Below are 26,288 nucleotides of genomic sequence, written 5' to 3'. Positions count from 1 at the left end.
ATTGTCAGACCCACCTGCCACACTCGCGGACATGACGGACCGGTGGGCGCTCGCACCGGCCGAGGACGGAGGCGTGGACGTCGCCCCCCTCGGCCCGGACGGGCTGCCCGCCGGACCGGTGCGGCGGGAGAACGATCTCGCCGGGGCGGTGCGGAGCCGCCCGGAGGTGACGCGCTGGGTGTGGCGGTCGACCGCCGAGGTCTATCCGCGTCTGCTCGCCACGGGGGTGCGAGTGGAGCGGTGCTACGACATCGAGGACGCCGAGACACTCCTGCTGGGCCACGAGGGCCGGTACGGCGAGCCACGCTCGGCCGCCGCCGCCCTGGCCCGCCTCCGCGGTGGCCCCGTCCCGCCCGACCCGCCGCAGCGCGCGGCCGAACCGGGCGCCCAGTCCCCGCTGTTCGAACCCGCCGGCGACCATCTGCCCCTGCCCGACCTGCTCGCGGTCTACGCCGAACAGCAGCACCGCCACCAAAAAACCACCCACCCCGACCGGATGCGGCTGCTGACCGCCGCCGAGTCGGCCGGGATGCTGGTGGCCGCCGAGATGAACCGCTCCGGCCTGCCGTGGAGCGCCGAGGTGCACCGCGCACTGCTGCACGAACTGCTCGGCGAGCGGTACGCGGGCGGCGGCGAGCCGCGCCGCCTCGCCGAACTGGCCGACGAGGTGTCCGCGGCCTTCGGCCGCCGGGTGCGGCCGGACCTGCCCGCCGATGTGGTCAAGGCCTTCGCGCAGGCCGGGATCAAGGTGAAGTCCACCCGCCGCTGGGAGATCCGGTCCGTCGACCACCCGGCCGTCGCCCCCCTGCTGGAGTACAAGAAGCTGTACCGCATCTGGGTCGCACACGGCTGGTCCTGGCTCCAGGACTGGGTGCGTGACGGCCGCTTCCGCCCCGAGTTCCTCGCCGGCGGCACGGTCACCGGCCGCTGGGTGACGAACGGCGGGGGCGGTCTGCAGATCCCCAAGGTGATCCGGCGGGCCGTGGTCGCCGACCCCGGCTGGCGGCTGGTGGTGGCCGACGCCGACCAGATGGAGCCGCGCGTACTGGCCGCGATCTCCCGCGACCCCGGTCTGATGGAAGTGGCCGGCCGCGACAGCGACCTCTACCAGTCCGTCTCCGACCGCGCCTTCTCCGGCGACCGCGAGCAGGCCAAACTCGCCGTGCTCGGCGCGGTCTACGGCCAGACCTCCGGCGACGGCCTGAAGAACCTCGCCGCGCTCCGCCGCCGCTTCCCGAAGGCAGTCGCCTACGTCGACGAGGCCGCCCGCGCGGGCGAGGAGGGCCGGCTGGTGCGCACGTGGCTGGGCCGCACCTGCCCGCCGGCCGCCGGTTCGGGCGAGGACACGGCGGAGGAGGCGGGCATCCCGGGCGGCGAGGAGGAGAGCGAGGGCCGGTCCGGCTGGGTCCCCGGATACGCCTCGGCCGATTCCCGCGCGCGGGGCCGCTTCGCGCGCAACTTCGTCGTCCAGGGCAGCGCCGCCGACTGGGCCCTGCTGCTGCTCGCCGCGCTGCGCCGGGCGCTGTGGGACATGGCGGCCGAGCTGGTCTTCTTCCAGCACGACGAGGTGATCGTGCACTGCCCCGCCGAGGAGGCCGAGGCGGTCGTCCGGGCCATCCGCGACTCCGCCGCCCTGGCCGGCCGGCTGACCTTCGGCGAGACCCCGGTGCGGTTCCCGTTCACGACGGCGGTGGTGGAGTGCTATGCCGATGCCAAGTGAGGGGGTGCGGCGGGCGGCCGAGGTCCACCGGAAGGCGGGGGCGCCCGTTGGTGGGTGCGGGTTCAACGGACCGCTGGGTGGGCGGTCAGCCGGGTGGTCGGCAGGTCCCGTTCAGCCGGTCTCCGGGTTCTCGCTCGGCGGATCCGGTTCTCCGGAAGCGCCAAGGCCCCCGCCGTCCGGCGCACCGTCCCGTCCGCTGCCCGCGCCCGGGCCTCCGCCCGACGGCCCCGCTCGGACAGCGACGTCAGCGGAGTCAGCGGAGTCAGTGAGACCCGCGGCGTCAGCAAGGTCCGCGGCGTCGGACGCGTCGGAGCCGTCGCCCAGCAGCTCCCGCAGCTCCGCCAGGACAGCCTGCTCGTCCGTGCCGTCCAGTGCCGTGTGTGCCGCGCGCCAGGCGTCGTACGCCTCCGTCCGCAGCCCCCGCTCGCGCAGCAGCAGCCCGTGCTGGTGCAGGGCCAGCCCGCCCATGTAGCGGTCGGCGCGGGCGTCGGCCCGGCGCAGCAGCTCGGCGCACTCCTCGGCCGCCCGCTCGGTCCTCCCCAGCTGCCGCAGCGCGCGGACCAGACCGAGCCGGGTCTGGGCCTCGCCGTGCCAGTCGCCGTGGCCGCCCAGGATGCGCAGGCTCTCCTCGAAGTGCCGGGCGGCGGACTCCGGTTCGCCGAGGGTCAGATGGGCGTAGCCGATGTTGCAGTGCGCCGAGTGCCGCACGATGACCGCGCCGATCCTGTCCCCGATCGCCAGCGAGCGCCGGTGCTGCTCGATGGCGGCACGCGGGTCGGTGTGCTCGTAGAGGTTGCCGAGGTGGCTGCGGGTGACGGCCTCGCCGTAGGGGTCGTTCAGCAGCCGCGAGTAGGCGAGGCTCCGGCGCAGTGCCTCACCCGACTCCGTGAACCGCCCGAGGCCCTCCAGCAGCAGCCCCCGGTTGTTCAGACAGCGCCGGATCCGGGAGACCATGCCCAGCCGCCCCCAGATCTCCAGGGCCTGGTCGGTGAGGGCGAGGGAGTCGTTCTGCCGGCCGGTCAGGAAGTGCAGCGCGGCGAGGTCGCACAGCGCGTACCCCTCGGCCGCCGGGTCCCCCAGCCGGCGCGCCACCGCCAGCCCGGCCCGGCCCAGCACCTCCATCTCGGCGACCCGGCCGCTGCGCTGCACGTACGGGGAGAGCAGCCGCGTGAGCACGGAGAGGTGGGCGGCCGTGCGCGGATCGTCGGTGTCCGCGTTCCGCGCCACCAGCGCGACGATGTTCTCCAGCTCCGTCTCGCCCCAGCCGAACGCCTCCTCGGCCGACTCGAAGGACGCGAGCGCGGCCACGTCCGTGGCGTGCTCGGCCGGCTGCGCCGCGGTCGGCCGCCGCCGGTCGTCCTGGTCGATGCCCGGCTCCACGATCGCCTCCAGCACCCGCTCGGACACGGCGGCGTACCAGCGCAGGGCGACGAGGTCGGCGCAGGCGTGGAGGGCGGTGGTGCCGGGCTCGTCCGGCCCCGGGAACGCGTCCCCGGTGGCGGCCCGCGTCCGAGCGGTCCGCGCGGGGGTGGCCTCGGCGTCGACGGCCCGTGGGTGGGCGGCGGTCTCCGCAGGGGTGGCGGCCCGGCTGGTGGCCCGTGCGTCGGCCTCCGCCAGTTCGCGGGCGAAGTCGCGGACCAGGTCGTGGGGTGCGTAACGGCCGTACGCCGTCTCCTCCAGCAGGGCCACGTCGACCAGCCGGTCCAGGGCGGCCTCGGCGCGCCGCTCGTCGGTACCGGTGAGGCGGGCGATCAGCGAGGCACCGTACGTCGGCAGGTCCAGCGCGCCGATACGGCGCAGGGCGAGGGCCGCGTCCCGGTCGGCCTCGCGCTCGGCGGCCGCGAGCGCGTCGTGGGCGACGGCCAGGGAGCGGCGGACGCTCAGATCGTCGTACTCCAGGTGGTGCAGCCGGCTGCCGGTGTCGGCCAGCTGACCGGCCAGGACGTCCGGAGTGAGGGCGCGGCGGGCGACGAGCCGGGCGGCGACCACGCGCAGCGCCAGCGGGAGCCGGCCGGTCAGCTCGACCAGCGGGTGGCCCTCGTCCAGCCCCGCGCGCCCGCTGACCGCGCGCAGCAGGGCCGCGCTGTCCTCGCCGGTCAGCGGGGCGAGCGGGAAGCGTCGGGCGCCGTCGAGGGCGGTGAGCGGCGAACGGCTGGTAACGATCACCGCGCAGCCGGGCCCGGCCGGCAGCAGTGGCCGGACCTGGGCCGCGTTCGCCGCGTCGTCCAGCACCAGCAGAAGGCGGGCGGGGGCGAGCAGCGAGCGGAGCAACGCGGCGGCGGCGTCGGGGTGTTCGGGGATGTTCCGCGGGCCCACACCGAGGTCGCGCAGCAGCGCGGTCAGTGCCTGGGCGGCGGTGAGCGGAGTCATGCCGGGGGTGGCGCCGTGCAGATTGACGTAGAGCTGACCGTCGGTGAAAAGCTCCCGCAGCTCATGGGCCACGTGCAGGGCCAGAGCGCTTTTGCCGACCCCGGCCATGCCGCTGATCACCGCGACGGCGGGGACGGAGGCGGGCGGCCCGGTCAGCGCCTGGCGCAACTCGCGTCGTACGTCCGTCCGCCCGGTGAAGTGGGCCGGCGGCGCGGGCAGCTGGGCCGGACGCGGGGTCTGCGGGGAACCGGAGGCCGTGGGGCCAGGGGCGGGGGGGCCGGTGTCGGTCCCCGGGGCCGGGGGTGCGGGGAAGGCGCCGGAAGACGAGGCGGAGGCAGGTTCGTCGACGGCGCCCTCGAGGCCGGCACCAGCCTCACCGGTACCGCCGGAGCCGGTGCCGTCGTCGGTACCGGCACTCCCGGCAGCGATCGGGCCGCCGGTGGCGTCACCCCGCGGCTCCTCCCCCGGCCAGGGCTCTGACCGGGAGTCATCACGTGCCTGCTCGCAACGGCCGCGCAGCACCTCGACATGCGCCTCGCGGACCGCCGGGCCGGGTTCGATACCGAGTTCCTCCACCAGACGGGCGCGCAGGTCGCGGTGGACGGCGAGGGCCTCGGCCTGGCGCCCGGTGCGGTGCAGCGCGAGCATCAGCTGACGGTGGTACGCCTCGCGCAGCGGATGGTCGGCGACCAGGGCCGTCAGTTCGGGCACGAGCGCGGCCAAGCGGGCGCCGCCGAGGGCGAGTTCGGCGTCGTACCGCCACTCCAGCAGCAGCAGCCGGGCCTGCTCCAGGCGCTGCACGAAGGCGTAGCCGCCGATGTCGGCGGGGAGCCCGCTGAGCGGGGTGCCGCGCCACAGCGCGAGCGCGCCGGCGCAGGCCCGCAGCACGCCCGGCCAGTCGCGCCGGACGTGCGCGGCCCGCGCCTCGGCGGCCCGGGTGTCGAAGACGTGCACGTCGAGTTCGCCGTGGTCGACGCGCAGCACGTAGCCCGGCGGTACGGCCCTGAGCCGCTCGGGGTCGTCCAGGAGCCGGCGCAGCCGGGTGACGTGGTTGTGCAGGGAAGCCCGCGCGGAGACGGGCGGCGCGCCGCCCCACAGCGCGTCCTTCAGCACCTCGACGGAGACGACGCGGCCGGGCTCCAGCAGCAGCGCGGCGAGCAGGGCACGGACCTTGGGGCTGCCGATGGACCGGACGTGAAGGCCGGGGACGTCGCCCGCGGGCTCACCGGTCTCCTCGGCGACACAACGGGAAGCCCCAGGACCGGAGACCCCGGACGAGGCATCACCCGAGGCCCCGGACGAGGGCTCGTACGAGACTTCGTACGACGGTCGGTCGTAGAGGACCGGCGGTCCCAGCAGTCCGAAGCGCAGCTCGCACCGCCGCATCACGCCGCTCCACAGCCTTCCCGCGCGGCCGGGCCGACCGCACTGCGCAGCGGGCGCCTGCCCGCCGATGTCTGGCGGAAACCCGCCCTGTCCACAACGGTTTCCCGCCACTTCCTGCCCACCGAACGGCCTGCGGAACCTCCCTCGTTCGAGGGGCTGTTCCCGCTCCTGACGGGCGAGTTCGAGCCAGCCGTTCAGTGACCCTCTGACGAACCGTTGGCCACATGTTAGCGATCCGTTGGCGAATCCTGATGTGATCATTCCATCGGATCTGGCTCGACGGCGCGCGCGTATGTCGCGTAACTCGGGGGAGTGTCGCCGCAGGCTGGATCCGGGGACGACAAGGGCCCCGGCCGGCGGAGGTGAACGACCGGGGCCCCGTCCCGCCCCTCACCACGGCCGGAATGCCACGGGCCACTCGAAGAGGTCGGTGACCTTGCCCGGGCGTACCCCAGGAGCCGCCCCCTGGGTGAGGACGAGCCCGCCTCCGGTCTCCCGCCGGTCCGGCCGCACGGCCGCACCGCATCCGCTAGCATCAGCCTCCCTGGGGGGTCAGGTTTCCGCGCGCGTCCTATGCCGTGGCGCTCAGCCCCTGTCGCGCAGAGGAGCTGGCCGCCGAGATGCCGTACACCGCCGAGATCAGCCGGACCAACCCCGGTTGCTTCATCTTCCTCGTGGACCAGTCGGCGTCGATGAGCGATCCCATCGGCAGCGGTGAAGCGGTGCAGCAGCGCGCCCAGGTCGTGTCGGACGCCATCAACCGGCTGCTGACCGAACTCTCCGTCAAGTGCGCGAAGGAAGAGGGCGTCCGCGACTACTTCCATGTCGCGGTGATCGGCTACGGCCACAACCAGGTCGGTTCTGCCTTCACCGGCGCGCTCGCCGGCCGGGACCTCGTACCGCTGAGCGAGATCGCGAACAACCCCGCCCGTCTGGAGAGCCGTACGAAGAAGGTGCCGGACGGCGCCGGCGGCCTCGTCGAGACAACCGTTCAGTTCCCTGTCTGGATGGACCCGGTCACCAACGGCGGCACCCCCATGACCCGCGCCCTCGGCTACGCCGACTCCCTGGTGGCCCGCTGGGTCGACGAGCACCCGGGCGGTTTCCCGCCCATCGTTCTCAACCTGACCGACGGTGAGTCCACCGACGGTGATCCCACGAGCGCGGCCATCGGGCTCGCCTCGCACGCCACCGCCGACGGATCGGTGCTCCTCTTCAACCTGCACGTGTCCGGGACCAGCGGGACTCCCGTCACCTTCCCCGACAGCGAGGCCGAACTCCCGGACGCCTACTCCCGGCTGCTCTTCCACATGTCGAGCGTGCTGCCCAGCCACATGCGCTCCTACGCTGCTTCGCAGGGGCACCGGGTCAGCGAGGCCACACGCGGTTTCGTCTACAACGCCGACATCACCTCCATCGTCGAGTTCCTCGACATCGGTACGCGCGCCACGGAACTGCGCTGATCACCATGGGCGCACACCCGACGCCCATCGACTCCCAGTGCTTCCTGGTGCCCAAGGCAGGCAGCCTCCGCGAGGAATGTGAGGACGCCACACACCTCACGTCGTCACCCGACGGGCATTCCGTCTTCGCCGCCGTGTCCGACGGGGCGTCCGAGAGTCTGCTCTCCGGGGCCTGGGCCAGGAAGCTCGTACGAGGTGCCGTTGCCTCGATGGCGGCTGCCGACGACCGGCGGGACGACAGGGAGAACAGCGGGGCCGGGTCCTTCGTCGAGGATCTCCTGGCCCGCACCGTCGACCAGTGGGACGGCTACATCGCGGAGTACCAGGCCGAGCGGGCGGCCCGCGGCCGGCCCATCACCTGGTACGAGCAGCCGGGGCTGGACAAAGGGGCTTTCGCCACACTGGTGGCCGTCCACCTCCGGGCGGCGGCAGCGGCCCCGGAAGACCCCGCGGCCCCGCGGCCCTGGAGCTGGCACGCCTTCGCGCTCGGCGACAGCTGCCTCTTCCATCTCCGCGAAGGCCGGCTGATCGCCTCGTTCCCCATCGCCGACGGCGAGGGCTTCGGCATCACCCCACAGCTGCTCGGCAGCCGCAACCGGGATGCCGCCCTGATCACCGACCGCGCGTCGACCGCGACCGGTGAACTGCGCGCGGACGACGAGCTTCTGCTGGCGACCGATGCGCTGGCCGCATGGCTGCTCTCCCACCCCGAACTCGCTTCGGGCGGAACCGGCAAGCAGCTCGGGAAGCTCGCCGATCTGGGCGAAGAGACCTTCACCGAGTGGGTCCTGAGCGAGCGCGACAAGTCCCGGATGCGCAACGACGACGTGGCCCTCATTCGCATGCGGGTGAAGACGGAGGGGTAATGGCGGTCTCCCGCACCGGCGGACCTGCCGCCGCTCGGAAATTCCCGACCGGCGCGAACTACGTGGAAGCCCTGCAGAACCCCACACTGTGCTTCGAGGACCCGGACCTCAAACACGGGACGGTCCAGCAGAGCCCCGTACTCGGTCCGAAGGCGATCTCGGGAAATTTCGCGAGCGTCTTCTCCATCACCGCCCCGGGCGGACAGCGGTACGCCTTGAAGTGCTTCACCCGCGACAGCAGCACGCTGGAGGCCCGCTACCAGGCCATCAGCGGGCAGCTCGCCGGCCTCGAGCCCGCCGAACTGTCCCAGCCCTGGCCGGTCACCATCGAATACCTGCCGAGGGGCGTCCTCGTCGCCGGCGAGTGGTACCCGGCCCTGAAGATGGCCTGGGTGGAGGGCACCGGCCTGATCACGTGGATCGAGCGGAACGCCCGGGACACGGCGGCCGTTCGCAGGATGGCCGAACGCTTCGCCGCACTGGTCGCCGACCTGGAGCGGCTCGGCGTCGCCCACGGCGACCTCCAGCACGGCAATCTCCTGGTCGCCGCCGACAACACGCTCCGTCTTGTCGACTACGACGGGATGTACGTGCCCGCGCTGAAGGGGCAGGGCGCCACGGAGAACGGTCACCGCAACTACCAGTCCCCGACGCGTACGAGCGCGGACTTCGGCCCCGCCATGGACCGTTTCTCGGCCTGGGTCATCTACCTCAGCCTCGTCGCGATCGCCACCGACCCCGCCGTCTGGGACCAACTGCACGATGATCAGGGCGAGTTCCTGATCCTGAAGGAGGACGACTTCAAGGAGCCGCGCTCCTCACCGGCCTGGAGCCTGCTGCTGACCCATGCGGACCCGGACCTCCGGGCACTGGCCGCGCAGACCCACGGGCACCTCACGGCGGCCGCCCAGGCAGTTCCCCCGCTGACCACGGCAGCGGTGATCCCGCCCCCTCGTCCGGCCCCTGCGGCGAACCAGCGGGGCGGATCCCCCGCCTGGCTGGCAGGGCACATTCCGCAGCCCCGGAGCACGCCCGCGGCAAGCGGCACGGGTACGGGTACGGGTACGGCCGCCGGTACAGGCTTCGCGCGCCGGCGCCCCGGAGACGTCCTCGCCGGCGTGTTCGCGCTGACCGGATCGGCAGCACCGGCCACACTGACGGCCATCAGCACCCTGCCGGCCGGCTACATGGCCGCCGCTCAGCTGGGAGCTCTGCTCCTGTCCGGCGGCGCCCTCCACGCCACCCGACGCTCCCGCCCCGAAGCCCGGGCTTCGAAGGCCCGGATACTGGTGCTCCAGCAGCAGGTGGACGCGTTGGCCGAATCCGTTGCAGCGGCGCAGAAGATCCACCAGGAGATCGAATCCCTGAACGCGGCCGGCGCGAGCCGGGACGCACAGATCAGCCGGCAGATCAAGGGCCTGCAGACCGAGCTGCGCGACGAGCAGTCGCGGATCACCGCCAAGCTCAACAAGGAGACCGGCGATCTCCGGACCAAGCTGAGCGGTCTCGCAACCCAGGAGCAGCAGCAGCTGGACACCGCGCTGGCGGCGGCGATAAGGACGCACATCCAGGACAAACTCCGCCGGACGCCCATCCAGGATGTCAAGAAGCTCTCCAACATGGGCAGCGGAACGGTCACGACCCTGATCGCCGCAGGTATCCACACAGCCGCCGATTTCACGGGGGTCCGGTACGTACAGGGCAGCAGAAACGGCAGTCGCGACGCGTACCTCGTCCGCGCCAACGGATACAAGGTCAAGGTCCCAGGCGTCGGCGAGGTCCGGGCGGCGGCGCTCGAAAGCTGGCGGGCCTCGCTGGAGCAGCGGGCCCGGAAGTCGGCTCCCACCAGCGTAGGCGCCCAGGAACGGGCCGCGATCCGACAGCGGTTCGCCGCGCGGAAGAAGAGTTACGAAGCGGAGATCACGCGGGCCGAGAGCACGGCCCGAGACAAGCGTGACCAGCTCCAGCAGCGCATCACCACCCGTCTGCAGCAGGTCAACAAGGAGAAGCAGCAGCACCGGGCGGCCACCCAGCAGCAGCGCGCGGTGCTGCTTCAGCGTCAGACCCAACTCGCCGACGCCACCACCACGCACGGCCGTCTGACCACCCGGCTCGCCACGGCGCGCGCGGAACACCGCCGCGCCTTCGGCCTGCGCCGATACCTGCGCTTCGTCGCGACAGGCCGCTGACCGGCAACAGAAAACCCCAGGTCACGGGCAATGTGACCTGGGGTTCCAGTGGAGCCGCTTTCGGGATTCGAACCCGAGACCTACGCATTACGAGTGCGTTGCTCTGGCCATCTGAGCTAAAGCGGCGTGCTGCTCGCACCATGGTGCGATCGGCAACGTCGGTAAGTCTACACAGTTTCCGGGGGTGCTTCGTACCCACCCCGGAGCAGGGGGTTCCGGGGTGGGTGGGAGGGGTCAGGAGCAGCGCTTTCCGGGGGACGGCGGGGTGCCTCGGAGGAGGTAGGTGTCGATCGCCGTGTCGATGCAGCCGCTGCCCCGCCCGTACGCCGTGTGGCCGTCGCCGGCGTAGGTCAGCAGGCGGGCCGAGGAGAGCTGCCCGGCCAGGGACCGGGCCCAGCGGTAGGGCGTCGCCGGGTCGCGGAGCGTGCCGACCACCACGATCGGCGCCGCCCCCTTCGCCTCGATGCGGTGCGGCTCCCCCGTGGCCCGCACCGGCCAGTACGCGCAGTTCAGCGAGGCCCAGGCCAGGCCCGGCCCGAAGACCGGGGACGCCTTCTCGAACGCGGGCAGCGCCTTCTCGACCTCCTCGGGGCCCGAGAACGCCGACGGCAGGTCCAGGCAGTTCACGGCCGCGTTGGCCATCATCAGATTGCTGTAGTGGCCGTCGGCGTCCCGCTCGTAGTAGGTGTCCGCGAGGGAGAGCAGGCCCGCGCCGTTGTGCTCCTTGATCGCCGAGGTGAGCGCCTCGCGCAACTGCGGCCAGGTCCCCTCGTCGTACATCGACGCGATCACCCCGGTCGTGGCCAGCGACTCCCCCAGCCGGCGGCCGTCCGCGTCACCCGACGGCAGCGGGCGGGCGTCCAGCTCGCGGAAGAACGCCCGCAGGCGGTCGCCGACCCGCGCGGGCGGCGCGCCCCTGCCGCCGAGCGGGCAGTCGGACCGCCGCACGCAGTCCCTCGCGAACGCCTGGAACGCCGTCTCGAAGCCCGCCGTCTGGTCCAGGTTCATCCTGCGGGCGTCCAGGGACGGGTCCATCGCGCCGTCCAGCACCATCCGGCCGACCCGCTCGGGGAACAGCCCCGCGTACGTCGCCCCGAGGAACGTGCCGTACGACGCCCCTACGTAGTTCAGCCTCCGGTCCCCGAGCACCGACCGCAGGATGTCCATGTCCCGGGCCGCCTCCACCGTGGAGACATGCCGCAGCAGCCGCGCCGAGTGGGCCCCGCAGCTCTCCGCGAACCTCCGGTCCGCCGCGACCAGCGCGTCCCGCTCCCGCTGGTCGTCGGGCGTCGTGTCCGTCTGCGTGTACGCGTCCATCTGCCGCCCGTCGAGGCACTTCACCGGCTCGCTGCGGGCGACGCCCCTCGGGTCCATCGCCACCATGTCGTAGCGGGCGCGGATCCGCGCCGGGTAGCCGAGGGCCGCGTACTGCTGGAGGTAGTCCACCGCCGAGCCGCCCGGGCCACCCGGGTTGACCAGCAACGAGCCCAGCCGCCCTGCCGTACCGGTGGCCTTCTTGCGGGCGACGGCGAGCCGGACGGTGCCCGCGTCGGGGCTCGCGTAGTCCAGCGGGGCCCTCATCGTCGCGCACTCGAATCCGGGGACCCCGCACTCCCGCCAGCGCAGCCGCTGGCTGTAGTACGGCGTCAGCGCCGCCGGCGTCGTCCGCGGCAGCGCGGCGAGCGCCGCCTGCACCGTTCCGCCGGACGGCGCCGCCGGGTTCCCCGGGGAGCAGGCGGACACCAGCAGTGCGGCGGCCCCGAGGAGTGTGGCGGTGAGACGGGCCGTCGCCCGGGGACGGGTGCCTCGGATCCGGTGGGCTCGGCGGGAACCGCGGGTACGGGGAGATGGCCTGGTTCGCATCAGGCGAGCGTAACGCTCCGCGATGCATCAGGTGCGGTGCGTGGGCATTGTGCCTCCTACGGGGGATACGCCCCCCGCTCCGGACCGGTTGGTACTCCCCCTGAGCGCATCAGCCCGGCTCTTCGTCTCAGCCCGCCCGCAGTGCCATCGTCATCGCCTCCACCGCCAGCAGCGGGGCCACATTGCGGTCCAGGGCCTCGCGGCACGCGGAGATCGCCTCGATGCGGCGGAGCGTGGACTCGGGGGTGCTGCCGTTCGCCAGCCGCTCCAGGGCGTCCCCGGCGTCGGCGTTGGCGATCGCCACGCGCGTGCCGAGCTGGAGGGCGAGGACATCGCGGTAGAAGGCGGTGAGGTCGCCGAGGGCCACGTCCAGGCTGTCGCGCTGCGTGCGGGTTCTGCGGCGCTTCTGCATGTCCTCCAGGTCCTTCATCACCCCCGCCGTCCCGCGCGGCAGCCGGCCGCCCTGGGCCGCGCCGAGCGCCGCCTTCAGCTCCTCGGTCTCCTTGCCGTCCATCTCCTCGGCGAGCTGCTTGGCGTCCTCCGCCGCCGCGTCGACCAGCTCCTGGGCGGCCTTGAGGCAGGCCCCCACCTCGTCCAGCCGCAACGGCAGCCGCAGCACGGCGGCGCGGCGCTCGCGGGCCGCCGGGTCGGTGGCCAGCCGGCGGGCCCGGTCGACATGGCCCTGGGTGGCGCGGGCGACGGACGCGGCGACCTCCGGCTCGATGCCGTCGCGCCGTACGAGCATGTCGGCGACCGCGTCGACGGACGGCGTGCGCAGGTTCAGGTGGCGGCAGCGGGAGCGGATGGTGGGCAGGACGTCCTCGATGGAGGGGGCGCACAGCAGCCAGACCGTACGCGGGGCGGGCTCCTCCACGGCCTTCAGGACGGCGTTGGCCGACTTCTCGTTCAGCCGCTCGGCGTCCTCGACCAGGATGATCTGCCAGCGGCCGTTCGCCGGGGCGGTGAACGACTTGCGAACCGTGTCCCGCATGTCCTTGACCAGGATCTCGGCGCCGACCGCGGCGACCGTCGTGACGTCCGCGTGGGTGCCGAGCAGCGCCGTGTGACAGCCGTCGCAGAAGCCGCAGCCGGGGGCGCCGCCGAGCGCACGGTCGGGGCTCACGCACTGCAGGGCCGCGGCGAAGGCCCTGGCCGCCTGGTTCCGGCCCGCGCCGGGCGGGCCCGTGAACAGCCAGGCGTGGGTCATCTTCGACGCCTCGGGCAGCGGCTGCTCCGCCGAGACCGCCGTGACGAGGGCGTCGGCGTCCCGCGCGGCCGCATCGAGCACCGCGCTCACCTTCTCCTGCCCGACGAGGTCGTCCCACACGGTCATGGGTCACGCCGCCCTTCCGTCACATTCCGCGTTCCGGAATCCATTGTGCGGGTGGGCACTGACAACGGGCCGCCACCCGAGGACGACGGGCCGCCGGCCGAGGACCACGAGCTGCCGGCCGCAGGCCACGAGCTGCCGCCCGAGGGCCACGCGGCGCCTGCCAGGGGCAACGGAGCACCGGCCGAAGGCCCCGGGACGCCTGGTCAGCCCCGTCGGCCCCGGCCCCGGCCTCGGCCCCGGCCGCCCTGCTCCTCGCTCGCGCCCCCGTCGCCGTACTCCCCCTCGTCGTACGACCCGAGCAGTTCGTCGGCCAGCGACGGCAGGTCGTCCAGCGGGGTCTCCTCGGCCCAGTCGGGGCGCGGACGGCGGCGGGGCGTGCCGTCGGCGTCGAGCTGGGGCATCTCGCGCGTGCGGGCCTCGGAACCGTCGGGGCTCGCCGCGGGGCGCTCGTCGCGGAAGTAGCCGGGCGGCACCCGGTCCGCCGGGTCGTCACTCCGTACGGGCGGCAGCACGGCCGTCTCGTCCGCCGCGCCCGGGGTCACCTGCGGCAGCACCGCCGTCTCCTCCCCCGGTCCGGTCGGCGCCGGCGGCTGCGGCAGCTCGGCGGTCACCTCGGGGTCGGGGTAGGTGTCCCGGGGACCCTCGGCGGTCCGGTCGCGCTCCTCGCGCACCGGTCGCAGCACCGTCGTGTCGTCCGTGGCCGGTCCGTCCGTACGCCGTCCCGTCGTGCCCGTCGTGCCCGACGCACCCGGTGTCTGCGCTGTCCGCGCGTCCGGCGACACCGCCGGTGTCGGGACGGTCTCCTCGGTCTGCTCGACGCCCTGGGCACCACGGGCCGTGCCCGGGGCCACCACCGGCGTGGAGACCGTGGCGTCGTCCGGGGCCACGCCCGGCGCCGCGGGAAGCGGCGCGCTGGGCCTGCGGGCCGCCGCGTCGGCCGCCGCCGCGGCCTCGGCGGCCTGCCGCCGGGCCTCCTCGGCACGCAGCAGCGCCTCCTCGGCCTTGCGCTGCGCCTCCAGACGCCGCGCCTCCTCCTCGGCACGCAGCTTCGCCTGCCGGGCCTCCTCCTCGGCACGCAGCTTCGCCTGCCTGGCCTCTTCCTCGGCGCGCAACCGGGCCTCTTCCTCGGCCTGCTTGCGGCGCTGCTCCTCCTCGGCCTTGCGGCGGGCCTCCGCCTCCGCGCGCGCCTTCTCCTCGGCGAGCAGCCGCTGCCGCTCCTCCTCCGCGCGCCGGCGCGCCTCCTCGGCCCGCTGCCGGGCCTCCTCCGCCTGCCGCTCGGCCTCGCGCCGCTGCGCCTCTTCCAGCTCGCGCCGCTTGCGCTCCTCCTCCTCGGCACGCAGCCGGGCGAGCTGCTCCTGGCGCTCGCGCTCCAGACGCTCTTCCTCGGCCTTGCGGGCGGCCTCTTCCTCCGCCTTGCGGCGGGCCTCCTCCTCGGCCTTGCGCCGGGCTTCCTCCTGGACCTTGATCTCGGCCTCGGACAGCGGCAGCACGGTGTCCAGCCGGTGCCGGATCACGGTGGTGACGGCCTCGGGTTCCTGTCCGGCGTCCACCACCAGGTAGCGGCCGGGGTCGGACGCGGCCAGCGTGAGGAAACCGGCCCGCACGCGCGCGTGGAACTCCGCCGGCTCCGACTCCAGCCGGTCCGGTGCCTCGGTGAACCGCTCGCGGGCGGTCTCCGGGGAGACGTCCAGCAGGACGGTGAGGTGCGGGACCAGGCCGTTGGTGGCCCAGCGGTTGATGCGGGCGACCTCGGTCGGGGACAGGTCCCGGCCGGCGCCCTGGTAGGCGACGGAGGAGTCGATGTAACGGTCGGAGATGACCACCGCGCCGCGCTCCAGGGCGGGCCGTACGACGGTGTCGACGTGCTCGGCGCGGTCGGCGGCGTACAGCAGCGCCTCCGCGCGGTGCGACAGCCCCGCCGAGGACACGTCCAGCAGGATGGAGCGCAGCCGCTTGCCGACCGGGGTGGCGCCGGGTTCGCGGGTGACCACGACCTCGTGGCCCTTGGCGCGGATCCACTCGGCGAGGGCCTCGGCCTGGGTGGACTTGCCGGCGCCGTCACCGCCCTCCAGGGCGATGAAGAAGCCGCTGGCCGCCGGTGCCGTGACCGGGTCGTCGCCGCCGAGCAGCGCGTCCCTCAGATCCTGGCGCAGCGGCACGCCGGAGCGGTCGTCGACCTTGGCGAGCACCAGCGCGGCCACCGGCAGCAGCAGCGCGCCGACGAGCATGAGCGTGAAGGCGGCGCCGCCGTGCGCGAAGACGAACTTGCCGTTCTCCAGCCGGTGCGGGCCGATCAGCGCGGCGAACAGCGGTGCGATCAGGACGCCGAGCGCTATGAAGACGCGGACCACGGCGTGCAGGTGCTCGGTGGTGCGGACCCGGCGGTAGTCCTCGGTCTCCTGGTCGAGCAGGGTGTGCCCGGTGTTCGCGGCGACGCCCGCGGCGGCACCGGCCAGCGTGACGATCAGCAGGACCGTGGTGACGTCCGGGACCAGCCCGGCGGCCAGCAGCGCGATGCCGGTGACGGCGATCGCCAGGGCCAGCAGGCGGCGGCGGGACAGGGAGGGCAGCAGCGCGGGGGCGGTCCGGATGCCGACGGCGACACCGCCGGTCAGGCCCAGCACCAGCAGGCCGTAGAGGACCGGGCCGCCGCCCAGGTCCCGGGCGTGCAGCACGCACACCGAGACGGCCGCGGCGATCGCGCCGGCGACCCCGGCACAGGCCAGGACCAGCAGCGGGGCGACGCCCGTACGGCCCTTGTCGACACCGGTGCCGGTGCGCGGCCGGCGCAGGCCCTCCAGCGGGGACCGCGCGCGCGGGGTGCGCGTGCCGGGCACCTCCAGGGACGTCAGCACGGACAGGGAGGCGGCGAACAGGCCCGCCGCGACATACGACCCGAGGGCCGCCTGGTGCTGGTCGAACCAGGCCACGCCGGTGCCCAGCAGGTTGTTCAGCAGGGCGGCGACGATCAGGGCCGCGGCGGCCAGCGGGACCGCGAGGAAGGTGGTGCGCAGGGTCAGGCGGCGCAGGGCGTCCAGATGGTCCGGCAGCGGGCGCACGGTCGCGCCCTCCGGGGGCGGGGCCGGCAGCAGGGCGGGGGCGGCGCTCTCCCGGCACACCGTCCACAGCCGCTCGGCGACGCCGGTGACGAAGGCGGTGACCAGCAGGACGGTGAGCGCGTCACCCGGGACCCAGTCGATCCACAGGGGCGCGACGATCAGCAGCGCGGCGCGCAGGCCGTCGGCGCCGACCATGGTCCAGCGGCGGTCGAGCGGGCCCTCCTCGGAGGTGAGCGAGGTCAGCGGGCCGAGGAGGACGGCGCCGAAGACCAGCGTGGCGAGGATGCGGGCGGCGAAGACCGTCGCCACTGCGAACGCCACGCCTCGGTAGCCACCGCCGAAGGCGCCCTCGGCGACCGACGCCTGGAGGACCAGCACGACGAGGACGAGGAGGGACAGGGTGTCGCCGACACCGCTCACCAGCTGCGCGCTCCACAGGCGCCTCAGCTGCGGTCGGCGCAGCAGGGAACGGACGGCGCGCTCGCGGGAGTCCGCGACCAGGGCGTCGTCCGGGGCTGTGGGGTGGGCCGTTGGCTGCTCGGCTCGCGTCATGCGTTCAGCCTATCCGCAGCCGCCGACACCACACCTCGCGTGTCCGGACGTACGCCCGCCCCGGCACCGCGCGGGCACCGGGGCGGGCGTTCGTTTCGCGAAGCCGAGTGCGAAGCGGGGCGGCGGCAGCCGGGGCCGCGTGCGCGGACGCCCCCGCAGAGGGCCTGACACCGGCCGCCCCCGAAGAAGCCCGCACCGCACGCCCCCGGGGGAGGCCAGGGACGGCCGGGGAGCCTCAGCCGGCCGCCGTCCCCGGGTCCGCTGTCAGTCCTCCGCGCCGGAACCCGACGCCTTGGACGCCGTGGTCTTCTTCGCGGCCGTCTTCTTGGCGGTCGTCTTCTTCACGGCGGCCGTCGTCTTCTTGGCGGCCGTCTTCTTGGCGGCGGTCTTCTTCGCCGGGGCGGTCTTCTTGGCCGCAGCCTTCTTCGCGGTCTTCTTGGCCGGCCCCTTCGCCCTCTTCTCGGCGAGCAGCTCGAAACCACGCTCAGGAGTGATCGTCTCGACGCTGTCGCCGGAGCGCAGGGTCGCGTTGGTCTCGCCGTCGGTGACGTACGGACCGAAGCGGCCGTCCTTGACCACGACCGGCTTTCCGGAGACCGGGTCCTCGCCCAGCTCCTTCAGCGGCGGCTTGGCGGCGGCCCGCCCCCGCTGCTTGGGCTGGGCGTAGATCGCCTGGGCCTCTTCCAGCGTGATCGTGAAGATCTGGTCCTCGGACTGCAGCGAACGCGAGTCCGTGCCCTTCTTCAGGTAGGGGCCGTAGCGGCCGTTCTGCGCGGTGATCTCCACGCCATCGGCGTCCGTGCCGACGACGCGCGGCAGCGACATCAGCTTCAGCGCGTCCTCGAGCGTCACCGTGTCGAGAGACATGGACTTGAACAGCGAGGCCGTCCGCGGCTTGACCGCGTTCTTGCCGGTCTTGGGGGTGCCCTCGGGCAGCACCTCCGTGACGTACGGGCCGTAGCGGCCGGCCTTGGCGACGATCTGGTGGCCCGTCTCCGGGTCGGTGCCCAGCTCGAAGTCGCCGCTCGGCTTGGCGAGCAGTTCCTCGGCCAGCTCGACGGTCAGCTCGTCCGGCGCCAGGTCGTCCGGGATGTCGGCGCGCTGGTGCTCCTCGGTGTCCTTCTCGCCGCGCTCGATGTACGGGCCGTAGCGGCCGACGCGGAGCACGATGCCGTTGCCCACCGGGAACGAGGAGACCTCGCGGGCGTCGATCGCGCCCAGGTCGGTCACCAGCTCCTTGAGGCCGCCGAGGTGGTCGCCGTCGCCGTTGCCCGCCTCGGCCGCGCTGCCGACGCCGCCCCGGCCCTCGCCGAAGTAGAAGCGCTTCAGCCACGGCACGGCCTGCGCCTCACCGGCGGCGATCCGGTCGAGGTCGTCCTCCATCTTGGCGGTGAAGTCGTAGTCGACGAGCCGCCCGAAGTGCTTCTCCAGCAGGTTGACCACGGCGAAGGACAGGAAGGACGGCACCAGGGCCGTGCCCTTCTTGAAGACGTAGCCGCGGTCCAGGATCGTGCCGATGATCGACGCGTACGTGGACGGGCGGCCGATCTCGCGCTCTTCCAGCTCCTTGACCAGGCTGGCCTCGGTGTAGCGGGCCGGGGGCTTGGTGGCGTGGCCGTCGGCCGTGATCCGCTCGGCGGACAGCGCGTCGCCCTCGGCGACCTGCGGCAGCCGGCGCTCGCGGTCGTCGAGCTCGGCGTTCGGGTCGTCGGCGCCCTCGACGTAGGCCTTCAGGAAGCCGTGGAAGGTGATCGTCTTGCCGGACGCGCTGAACTCGACGTCCCGGCCGTCGGCGGACGTGCCGCCGATCTTCACCGTGACGCTGTTCCCGGTCGCGTCCTTCATCTGGGAGGCGACGGTCCGCTTCCAGATCAGTTCGTAGAGCCTGAACTGGTCGCCGGTCAGGCCGGTCTCCGCGGGCGTGCGGAAACGATCACCCGACGGACGGATGGCCTCGTGGGCCTCCTGCGCGTTCTTGACCTTGGCGGCGTACGTGCGCGGCTGCGGCGGCAGGTAGTCGGCGCCGTACAGCTGCGTGACCTGGGCGCGGGCCGCGGAGATCGCGGTGTCGCTCAGGGTCGTGGAGTCCGTACGCATGTACGTGATGAAGCCGTTCTCGTACAGCTTCTGCGCGATCTGCATCGTCGCCTTGGCGCCGAAGCCGAGCTTGCGGCTGGCCTCCTGCTGGAGCGTCGTCGTACGGAACGGGGCGTACGGCGAGCGGCGGTACGGCTTGGACTCGACGGAGCGCACGGAGAAGCTGGCGTTCTCCAGGGCGGCGGCGAGGCCACGGGCGGTCGCCTCGTCGAGGTGGAGGATGCCCGCGCTCTTGAGCTGTCCCACGGAGTCGAAGTCGCGGCCCTGCGCGACCCGCCTGCCGTCGACGGTCTGAAGCCGCGCGACCAGCGACGACGGATCCGACGGGTCTCCGGCGCGGCCGGTGCCGAAGGTGCCCGTCAGGTCCCAGTACTCGGCGGAACGGAAGGCGATGCGCTCGCGTTCCCGCTCCACGACGAGTCGCGTGGCGACGGACTGCACGCGGCCGGCCGACAGCCGGGGCATGACCTTCTTCCACAGCACCGGGGAGACCTCGTAGCCGTAGAGGCGGTCGAGGATCCGGCGGGTCTCCTGGGCGTCGACCAGCTTCTGGTTGAGCTGGCGCGGGTTGGCGACGGCCGCGCGGATCGCGTCCTTGGTGATCTCGTGGAACACCATCCGCTTGACCGGGATCTTCGGCTTCAGGACCTCCTGGAGGTGCCAGGCGATCGCCTCGCCCTCCCGGTCCTCATCGGTGGCGAGGAACAGCTCGTCGGATTCCTTCAGCAGGTCCTTGAGCTTCTTTACCTGGGCCTTCTTGTCCGCGTTGACGACATAGATCGGCTGGAAGTCGTGTTCTACGTCCACACCGAGGCGGCGGACCTCACCGGTGTACTTCTCGGGCACCTCGGCGGCACCGTTGGGAAGGTCGCGGATGTGCCCGACGCTCGCCTCGACGATGTAACCGGGGCCGAGGTAGCCCTTGATCGTCTTCGCCTTGGCAGGCGACTCGACGATGACGAGTCGGCGACCGCCGTGTGCGGTCTCGCTGGTCGGGGACAACTTCGCTCTTCTCTCCGGTCGACGCTGGGGCCTCCCCAGGCCTTGGTCCCGGGGTCGCGGCGTACTGCTGGCTCGTGTGACGCTGCGGAGTGTGACGCTACATCCCGCCCCCGTGTCAAACGGGAAAAGCCCACAACGGCCACTCGAACGGTAACCCGACTACCGGCATTCCTGCCGCCCGGACCGCCCGGCCGCCCCGGTACCCCTGTCCGGAGCGTAACGCTCCCCTTACCCGCCGGAGCGGCGTTCCATGGCCTCAGAGCCGGGTCAGGCAGTACCCGCCCAGGGTCAGGGCGACGGCTCCGGCCATGCCCGCGAGGGCGCTGGATGCGATCCGGCTCACACCGAGACCCACCGGTTCCCGGCGCCACAGCCGCGTCCCGGTCCACACCAGCAGACCGGCTCCGAACAGGGCGAACACCGCTCCCGCGAAGATCGCCGGCCCACTCTCCATCGCCCGCCCACCCCTTTTCGGCCGCCGGCTGCACCCGGCGTGGGGAGAGTGGCACGCACGGGGAACCGGCGAGCGACACGGGGGTGAACGGAAGGTCGACACCTAATCGAACGTGCGAGCGGGTAAACACCCTCCGAAACCCCCGGCCATATTTTTCCGGCCGTTTTCCGAAGAGCGGTGCGCCCCGCGGCTCCGGGACCCTTTCGGGACCCCGGAGCGGGGTGGGACCGCGTACGACGGGTGCGCGCGGCCGTTCAGTCCGCCGCCGGCTCCAGGAAGCCCTGCTCCACCAGCAGCCGGATCTGGGCGGGGGTGCGGTCGCGGAGCAGTACCGGGTCCTCGCCGACGAGCTGGGCGATGGCGTCCAGGATGCGGCCCGCGCTCAGCGTGCCGTCGCACACGCCCGCGAACCCGGCGCCGACCGTGTCCACCTTCGTCGCCCGCCGCATCCCGCGGTGCTGGCGCAGCACGACGTGCTCGGGGTCCTCGGCGCCGGGCAGCCCGACCTGCTCCTGGACCACTTCGGGGGCGAGCTTGAAGCGGCTGTCCAGCAGCGCCGCGTCGTCGTGGCCCCGGAGATAGTCGAGCCGGTCGAAGTGCGCCCGGACCGTCTCCCCGAGCGGCTGCTCGACCGGGTGCGGCCACTCCTCCACGGTGACGACCGGCTCGGCGGAGCCGGTCCTGCGCAGGGTGATCCAGCCGAAGCCGACCGCCTTGACCTTGCGCGCCTCGAACTCGTCGAGCCAGGCGTCGTAGCGCGCCTGGTACTCCGCCGGGTCCCCGCGGTGGTCACCGGCGTCCCTCAGCCACAGCTCGGCGTACTGTGTGACGTCCTGCACCTCGCGCTGCACGATCCAGGCGTCGCAGCCGCGCGGCACCCACGACCTGAGTCTGTCCTGCCAGTCCTCCCCCGCCACGTGCTGCCAGTTCGCGAGGAACTGCGCGAACCCGCCCTCGGTCAGCCGTTCCCCCGCCTGCTGGACGAGCGAGCGGCACAGATCGTCCCCGCCCATGCCACCGTCCCGGTACGTCAGCCGGGCACCCGGGGAGATCACGAACGGCGGGTTGGAGACGATCAGGTCGAACGTCTCGTCGTCGCGGACCGGCTCGAAGAGCGAGCCCTCGCGCAGATCGGCGGCGGGCGCCCCGGACAGCGCCAGCGTGAGCGCCGTGATGTGCAGCGCGCGGGGGTTGAGGTCGGTCGCCGTCACGCGCGTGGCGTGCTGGGCGGCGTGCAGTGCCTGGATGCCGGAGCCGGTGCCGAGGTCCAGGGCGGAGGCGACGGGGGTGCGCACGGTGATGCCCGCGAGGGTGGTGGAGGCGCCGCCGACGCCCAGGACGACGCCCTCCTCGTGCTGCCCGATGCCGCCGGCCCCGCCGACCGCGCAGCCGAGGTCGGAGACGATGAACCAGTCCTCGCCGCCGGGACCGCCGTAGGGCCGCACGTCCACGGTCGCGGCCACCTCGTCGCCGCCCACGCGCCGCAGCCAGCCGGCCTCCAGCGCCTCCTGGACCGGCAGCACGGCCGCCACGCGCGCGTGCGGCACCGGCTGCTGGAGCAGGAACAGTCGTACGAGCGTCTCCAGCGGCGTGTCGCCACGGGTCGCCCGCAGGGCGGGCACGGTCTCGCTGCGGGCCAGGGCCGCGTACGCGGGCGCGCCGAGCAGGTCGAGCAGTCCGTCGGCGGTGAAGGAGGCGGCCAGCAGCGCGTCCCTCAGGCGCGCGGCGATGTCGGGCCGGTCGGCGGCGGGCAGGGAAGCGGGTCCGGTGTCAGTCACGCCCCCATTGTGGCCCGCGCCGGCCCGCCGGGGCGGACTCCGCGCGGGCCGTTCGCCGACGTCAGCCGGTCGTCGTCGGGGCCGTGGACTGTGCCGCGGCGGACGCGGCGACCTTGCAGCTGGGCTGCTCGGCCATGGCTTCCTTGACCTCGCCCTGCTCCAGCCGCTTCAGCGCCTCCGTGCCGTCGTCGCCCTGCTCGCCGACCTCCTTGGTCTGCCCGGCGACCGTCTTGAGGCCCTTGGCGAACTTGCCCTGGTCCTTGGTGTCGAGCCCCTCGACCGTCTTCTTCAGCTCGGTGTACGACGTGGACAGGCCGGCCAGGTTCTTGGCGGCGTCCTTCTGGAGCTTGGCTCCGCCGTCGATGCCGGGGGGCGCGCCGGCGCTGTCGAGGGCGCCCGCGAGGGCCTTGTAGCCATCAGCGAGGTTCTGGAAGGCCTCGACGTACGTCTTCTGGGCGTCCTTCGGCGGAAGGTTGCCGTCCGTGGCGATGGACGCGATCGACGCGTTGGCCGACTTGATCTTGGCGCTCTGGGCGGGCACGGCGTCGCACACCGTCTTGGCCCAGGACACCAGCTTGGGGTCGGGCCCCTTGTCGCCGCCGCCGCCACACCCCGTCACCGCGACTGCCAGTACCGCACCGCTGGACAGTGCGGCCGCGAGCTTCTTGTTCACCGGATTGGTCCCTTCCATGGCTCTCGGCCCCCGGAATCTACACGGCGGACGGCCTCGCCCCCGCTACCGGGCAAGAGATCGGTCAGCTTTTATGACCTTTTGTGCCATGAGAGAGAAGGCTCACGACGTGGCCGGGCCCACACGGCGAGACGGGCGGGCGGCGCGTCAGCACGCGCCGCCCGCCCGTCCGTCACCCGGGTCCTGCCGATCCGGGCTAGGAGACCACCGCCGCGTCGGGCGAGTTGGTGACCCGCTCGGCGTTGTCCTCGTCACCGACGGCGATGCCGCGCCGCTTGGAGACGTACACGGCGACAACGATCACCAGGAGCGCGAAGACCGCGATACCGATCCGTACGCCGAGGTTCTTGTCGTCGCCGTAGGAGAACTTGATCACGGCCGGCGCGATGAGCAGCGCGACCAGATTCATGACCTTCAGCAGCGGGTTGATCGCGGGTCCGGCGGTGTCCTTGAAGGGGTCGCCGACCGTGTCCCCGATCACCGTGGCCGCGTGCGCCTCGCTGCCCTTCCCGCCGTGGTGGCCGTCCTCCACCAGCTTCTTGGCGTTGTCCCAGGCGCCGCCGGAATTGGCGAGGAACACCGCCATCAGCGTGCCCGCGCCGATGGCACCGGCGAGGTAGGAGCCGAGCGCGCCGACACCGAGGGTGAACCCGATGAAGATCGGCGCCATGACGGCGAGCAGACCGGGCGTGGCCAGCTCGCGCAGGGCGTCCTTGGTGCAGATGTCGACGACCTTGCCGTACTCGGGCTTCTCGGTGAAGTCCATGATCCCGGGCTTCTCGCGGAACTGCCGCCGCACCTCGAACACCACCGAGCCGGCCGAGCGCGACACGGCGTTGATGGCCAGCCCGGAGAACAGGAAGACGACCGCGGCGCCCGCGATCAGTCCGACCAGGTTGTTGGGCTGCGAGATGTCCAGCGACAGGCTCAGCGGCGAGCCCGGCCCGGTCAGCTTGGCCCCGACGTCCTGCACGTTGGTGGTGATCGCGTCGCGGTACGACCCGAACAGCGCCGCCGCGGCCAGGACGGCGGTGGCGATGGCGATGCCCTTGGTGATGGCCTTGGTGGTGTTGCCGACCGCGTCCAGGTTGGTGAGCACCTGCGCGCCCGCGCCCTCGACGTCGCCGGACATCTCGGCGATGCCCTGCGCGTTGTCGGAGACCGGCCCGAAGGTGTCCATGGCGACGATCACACCGACCGTGGTGAGCAGGCCGGTGCCGGCCAGGGCCACCGCGAACAGCGCCAGCATGATCGAGGTACCGCCGAGCAGGAACGCGCCGTACACACCGAGCCCGATGAGCAGGGCGGTGTACACGGCCGATTCCAGACCGACCGAGATGCCGGACAGGACGACGGTGGCCGGCCCGGTCAGGGAGGTCTTGCCGATGTCCCGCACCGGGCGGCGGTTGGTCTCGGTGAAGTAGCCGGTCAGCTGCTGGATGACGGCGGCGAGCAGGATGCCGATGGCGACCGCGACCAGCGCGAGGACGCGCGGGTCGCCGTCCTTGCCCTTGATCGCCGCGTCGGTGACGCCGTCCAGGCCGGCGTAGCTTCCCGGCAGGTAGACGTAGACGGCCACCGCGACCAGCGCCAGCGAGATCACCGCGGAGATGAAGAAGCCGCGGTTGATCGCGCTCATGCCGCTGCGGTCGGCACGGCGCGGGGCGACCGCGAAGATGCCGATCATCGCCGTGATCACACCGATGGCGGGCACCAGCAGCGGGAAGGCCAGTCCGAAGTCGCCGAAGGCGGTCTTGCCGAGGATCAGCGCGGCCACCAGGGTCACGGCGTACGACTCGAAGAGGTCGGCCGCCATGCCCGCGCAGTCGCCGACGTTGTCGCCCACGTTGTCGGCGATGGTCGCGGCATTGCGCGGGTCGTCCTCCGGAATGCCCTGCTCGACCTTGCCGACCAGGTCGGCGCCGACGTCGGCGGCCTTGGTGAAGATGCCGCCGCCCACCCGCATGAACATGGCGATCAGGGCGGCGCCGAGACCGAAGCCCTCCAGCACCTTCGGCGCGTCGGCGGCGTACACCAGCACCACGCAGGAGGCGCCCAGCAGGCCGAGCCCCACCGTGAACATGCCGACGACGCCACCGGTGCGAAATGCGATCTTCATCGCGGTGTGCGAGACGGTGGTGAGATCCTTTCGGGGTTCGCCTTCCGCGGGAGTCGCTTCCCGGGCCGCCGCGGCGACCCGCACGTTGCTGCGCACGGCGAGCCACATGCCGATATAGCCGGTGGCCGCCGAGAACGCCGCTCCGATCAGGAAGAACACCGAGCGGCCGGCCCGCTGATTCCAGTCGTCCGCGGGCAGCAGCATGAGCAGGAAGAACACGACGACGGCGAATACGCCGAGCGTGCGCAGCTGCCGGGCGAGATAGGCCTTGGCACCTTCCTGGACCGCCTCGGCGATCCGTTTCATGCTGTCGGTTCCCTCGCCCGCCGCGAGTACCTGCCGGACCAGGATCCCCGCGACCACCAGCGCGGCCAGGGCGACGGCCGCGATAACGGCGACGATGATCCGATTGTCGTCGGTCAGAACCGCTGCTGCGAGAGAAGTGGGATGACCCAGATGAGGGGTAGAAAGCCCCGCCATTCGTCCTCCTTGACGCTTGGGCTGAGCTCAAGATGTGGACGGATTGTAGGTACCGCGGGGTGATCTAAACAGGGGACGGTAAACGGATTCGGCCTGCTCTCGCTCTTCAGCAAATGATCGAGAGAACGACATGGAACCCGAAAGAAGTAATGCCCTCAGGGCATTGACGACCGCATTGGCGCTTGATCAAATTATCGGGCTATTGATCGTGAATTCCTTCACGAATTCCCCGGCGCCCCGAAAATACGACGAGGGCCCTGCTGAGCAGGGCCCTCGCGGGTGCGGCTACGGCGTCGGTCAGACGAGCGTCGTGACCGGCGGTGTGGTCGGCCAGGTCATGCGGATCAGTCCGCCGTTCGGTCCGGTGGTGACCTCCACGTCGTCGACGAGGCCGCTGATGACCGCCAGGCCCATCTCGTCCTCCTCAACCTCGGTCTCGCCGTCCTGCGCGGTGCCGGGCGTGTCGCCGCCCGCGACGGCGTGTGGCGCCTCGTCGCCGACCTCGATGGAGAACTGTTTCTCCTCTTCGATCAGCGCCACCTTCACCGGTGCCGTGACACCACTGCTCTGGTGCAGTCCGACCGCGCGGGAGCATGCCTCCCCCACGGCCAGGCGCACCTCGTCCAGGACGGCCTCGTCCACTCCCGCCCTGCGTGCCACCGCTGCCGCCACCAGCCGGGCGGTCCGGACGTGTTCGGGCAGCGCGCTGAAGCGGAGTTCGACGGTGGCCATGCATCCCCCTCGCGACTACGGGCGTGCGGTCGGGGACGGGGCCGCCGCCGGGCGACCGCACCCCCTGGTGTCCTTCTCTACCCCGGGCCGCCCTGTCCGCAGCGTCTGGTCTGCGTCATCCGCGTCGTCGGGCG

At 72.8% G+C, this 26,288-nt stretch carries 14 protein-coding genes and 1 tRNA gene; 4 read left to right on the top strand and 11 right to left on the bottom strand.

Translation table 11 applies throughout. From position 1 onward, the window contains the following. The first annotated feature begins 31 nt into the window (after positions 1-31). Complete coding sequence (locus HB370_RS22580; protein WP_030781799.1) at positions 32-1,720, top strand: bifunctional 3'-5' exonuclease/DNA polymerase; 1,689 nt, start codon at positions 32-34, stop codon at positions 1,718-1,720. Positions 1,721-1,831: 111 nt separating this feature from the next. On the opposite strand, the gene HB370_RS22575 is transcribed toward HB370_RS22580, so the two are convergent. After that, a complete protein-coding gene (locus HB370_RS22575) occupies positions 1,832-5,476 on the bottom strand; it encodes an AfsR/SARP family transcriptional regulator (RefSeq protein ID WP_244405614.1) in 3,645 nt (1,214 codons plus the stop codon). A 620-nt stretch (positions 5,477-6,096) separates the two neighbouring features. Here HB370_RS22575 and HB370_RS22570 point away from each other — a divergent pair. The 3 genes from HB370_RS22570 to HB370_RS22560 are packed head-to-tail and all read left to right on the top strand — an operon-like array spanning position 6,097 to position 9,994. Continuing rightward, the gene (locus HB370_RS22570; RefSeq protein WP_030781803.1) at positions 6,097-6,939 is read left to right on the top strand and encodes a vWA domain-containing protein; all 843 of its coding nucleotides are present in this window, start codon (positions 6,097-6,099) and stop codon (positions 6,937-6,939) included. 5 nt (positions 6,940-6,944) lie between these two features. Then, the gene (locus HB370_RS22565; RefSeq protein ID WP_051815616.1) at positions 6,945-7,805 is read left to right on the top strand and encodes a hypothetical protein; all 861 of its coding nucleotides are present in this window, start codon (positions 6,945-6,947) and stop codon (positions 7,803-7,805) included. Further along, complete coding sequence (locus HB370_RS22560; protein WP_030781811.1) at positions 7,805-9,994, top strand: hypothetical protein; 2,190 nt, start codon at positions 7,805-7,807, stop codon at positions 9,992-9,994. Before HB370_RS22565 ends, HB370_RS22560 begins: the two co-directional genes overlap by 1 nt. 49 nt (positions 9,995-10,043) lie before the next feature. On the opposite strand, the gene HB370_RS22555 is transcribed toward HB370_RS22560, so the two are convergent. The 10 genes from HB370_RS22555 to HB370_RS22510 form a co-directional block, all read right to left on the bottom strand. Continuing rightward, positions 10,044-10,120 (bottom strand) — tRNA-Thr (locus HB370_RS22555). A 108-nt stretch (positions 10,121-10,228) separates the two neighbouring features. Continuing rightward, positions 10,229-11,857 carry an alpha/beta hydrolase gene (locus HB370_RS22550; RefSeq protein ID WP_030781814.1) on the bottom strand — a complete coding sequence of 543 codons (1,629 nt, stop codon included), beginning with the start codon at positions 11,855-11,857 and terminating at the stop codon, positions 10,229-10,231. A gap of 127 nt (positions 11,858-11,984) precedes the next feature. After that, positions 11,985-13,190 carry a DNA polymerase III subunit delta' gene (locus HB370_RS22545; RefSeq protein WP_030781817.1) on the bottom strand — a complete coding sequence of 402 codons (1,206 nt, stop codon included), beginning with the start codon at positions 13,188-13,190 and terminating at the stop codon, positions 11,985-11,987. A 203-nt stretch (positions 13,191-13,393) separates the two neighbouring features. Further along, positions 13,394-16,801, bottom strand: coding sequence for a dTMP kinase (gene tmk / locus HB370_RS22540; RefSeq protein WP_030781820.1), 3,408 nt, complete (start codon positions 16,799-16,801; stop codon positions 13,394-13,396). A 264-nt stretch (positions 16,802-17,065) separates the two neighbouring features. Then, complete coding sequence (topA, locus tag HB370_RS22535; RefSeq protein ID WP_030781823.1) at positions 17,066-19,900, bottom strand: type I DNA topoisomerase; 2,835 nt, start codon at positions 19,898-19,900, stop codon at positions 17,066-17,068. Between the two features lie 256 nt (positions 19,901-20,156). After that, positions 20,157-20,354 (bottom strand): hypothetical protein, encoded by a 198-nt coding sequence (locus HB370_RS41380; protein WP_030781826.1) that lies wholly within the window; start codon positions 20,352-20,354, stop codon positions 20,157-20,159. 254 nt (positions 20,355-20,608) lie between these two features. Continuing rightward, positions 20,609-22,132, bottom strand: a complete 1,524-nt coding sequence (locus HB370_RS22525; protein WP_030781828.1) for a class I SAM-dependent methyltransferase — start codon at positions 22,130-22,132, stop codon at positions 20,609-20,611. A 61-nt stretch (positions 22,133-22,193) separates the two neighbouring features. Then, on the bottom strand, positions 22,194-22,805 hold the full coding sequence (locus HB370_RS22520; RefSeq protein WP_030781831.1) for a hypothetical protein: 612 nt from the start codon (positions 22,803-22,805) through the stop codon (positions 22,194-22,196). Between the two features lie 214 nt (positions 22,806-23,019). Then, positions 23,020-25,422, bottom strand: a complete 2,403-nt coding sequence (locus HB370_RS22515) for a sodium-translocating pyrophosphatase (RefSeq protein WP_030781834.1) — start codon at positions 25,420-25,422, stop codon at positions 23,020-23,022. Between the two features lie 297 nt (positions 25,423-25,719). Beyond that, positions 25,720-26,154, bottom strand: coding sequence for an ATP-binding protein (locus HB370_RS22510; protein ID WP_030781839.1), 435 nt, complete (start codon positions 26,152-26,154; stop codon positions 25,720-25,722). Positions 26,155-26,288 lie beyond the last annotated feature (134 nt).

It is taken from the genome of Streptomyces sp. DSM 40868 (assembly GCF_011820545.1).
In the GTDB taxonomy this organism is placed as follows: Bacteria; Actinomycetota; Actinomycetes; order Streptomycetales; family Streptomycetaceae; genus Streptomyces; species Streptomyces eurythermus.
This window is presented reverse-complemented; position numbering and strand designations above follow the sequence as displayed.

Coding starts and splice junctions, on each gene's coding strand:
- HB370_RS22580 (WP_030781799.1), top strand. CDS start 32: ATGACGGACCGGTGGGCGCTCGCACCGGCCGAGGACGGAGGCGTGGAC.
- HB370_RS22575 (WP_244405614.1), bottom strand. CDS start 5,476: ATGCGGCGGTGCGAGCTGCGCTTCGGACTGCTGGGACCGCCGGTCCTC.
- HB370_RS22570 (WP_030781803.1), top strand. CDS start 6,097: ATGCCGTACACCGCCGAGATCAGCCGGACCAACCCCGGTTGCTTCATC.
- HB370_RS22565 (WP_051815616.1), top strand. CDS start 6,945: ATGGGCGCACACCCGACGCCCATCGACTCCCAGTGCTTCCTGGTGCCC.
- HB370_RS22560 (WP_030781811.1), top strand. CDS start 7,805: ATGGCGGTCTCCCGCACCGGCGGACCTGCCGCCGCTCGGAAATTCCCG.
- HB370_RS22550 (WP_030781814.1), bottom strand. CDS start 11,857: ATGCGAACCAGGCCATCTCCCCGTACCCGCGGTTCCCGCCGAGCCCAC.
- HB370_RS22545 (WP_030781817.1), bottom strand. CDS start 13,190: ATGACCGTGTGGGACGACCTCGTCGGGCAGGAGAAGGTGAGCGCGGTG.
- tmk (WP_030781820.1), bottom strand. CDS start 16,801: ATGACGCGAGCCGAGCAGCCAACGGCCCACCCCACAGCCCCGGACGAC.
- HB370_RS41380 (WP_030781826.1), bottom strand. CDS start 20,354: ATGGAGAGTGGGCCGGCGATCTTCGCGGGAGCGGTGTTCGCCCTGTTC.
- HB370_RS22515 (WP_030781834.1), bottom strand. CDS start 25,422: ATGGCGGGGCTTTCTACCCCTCATCTGGGTCATCCCACTTCTCTCGCA.
- HB370_RS22510 (WP_030781839.1), bottom strand. CDS start 26,154: ATGGCCACCGTCGAACTCCGCTTCAGCGCGCTGCCCGAACACGTCCGG.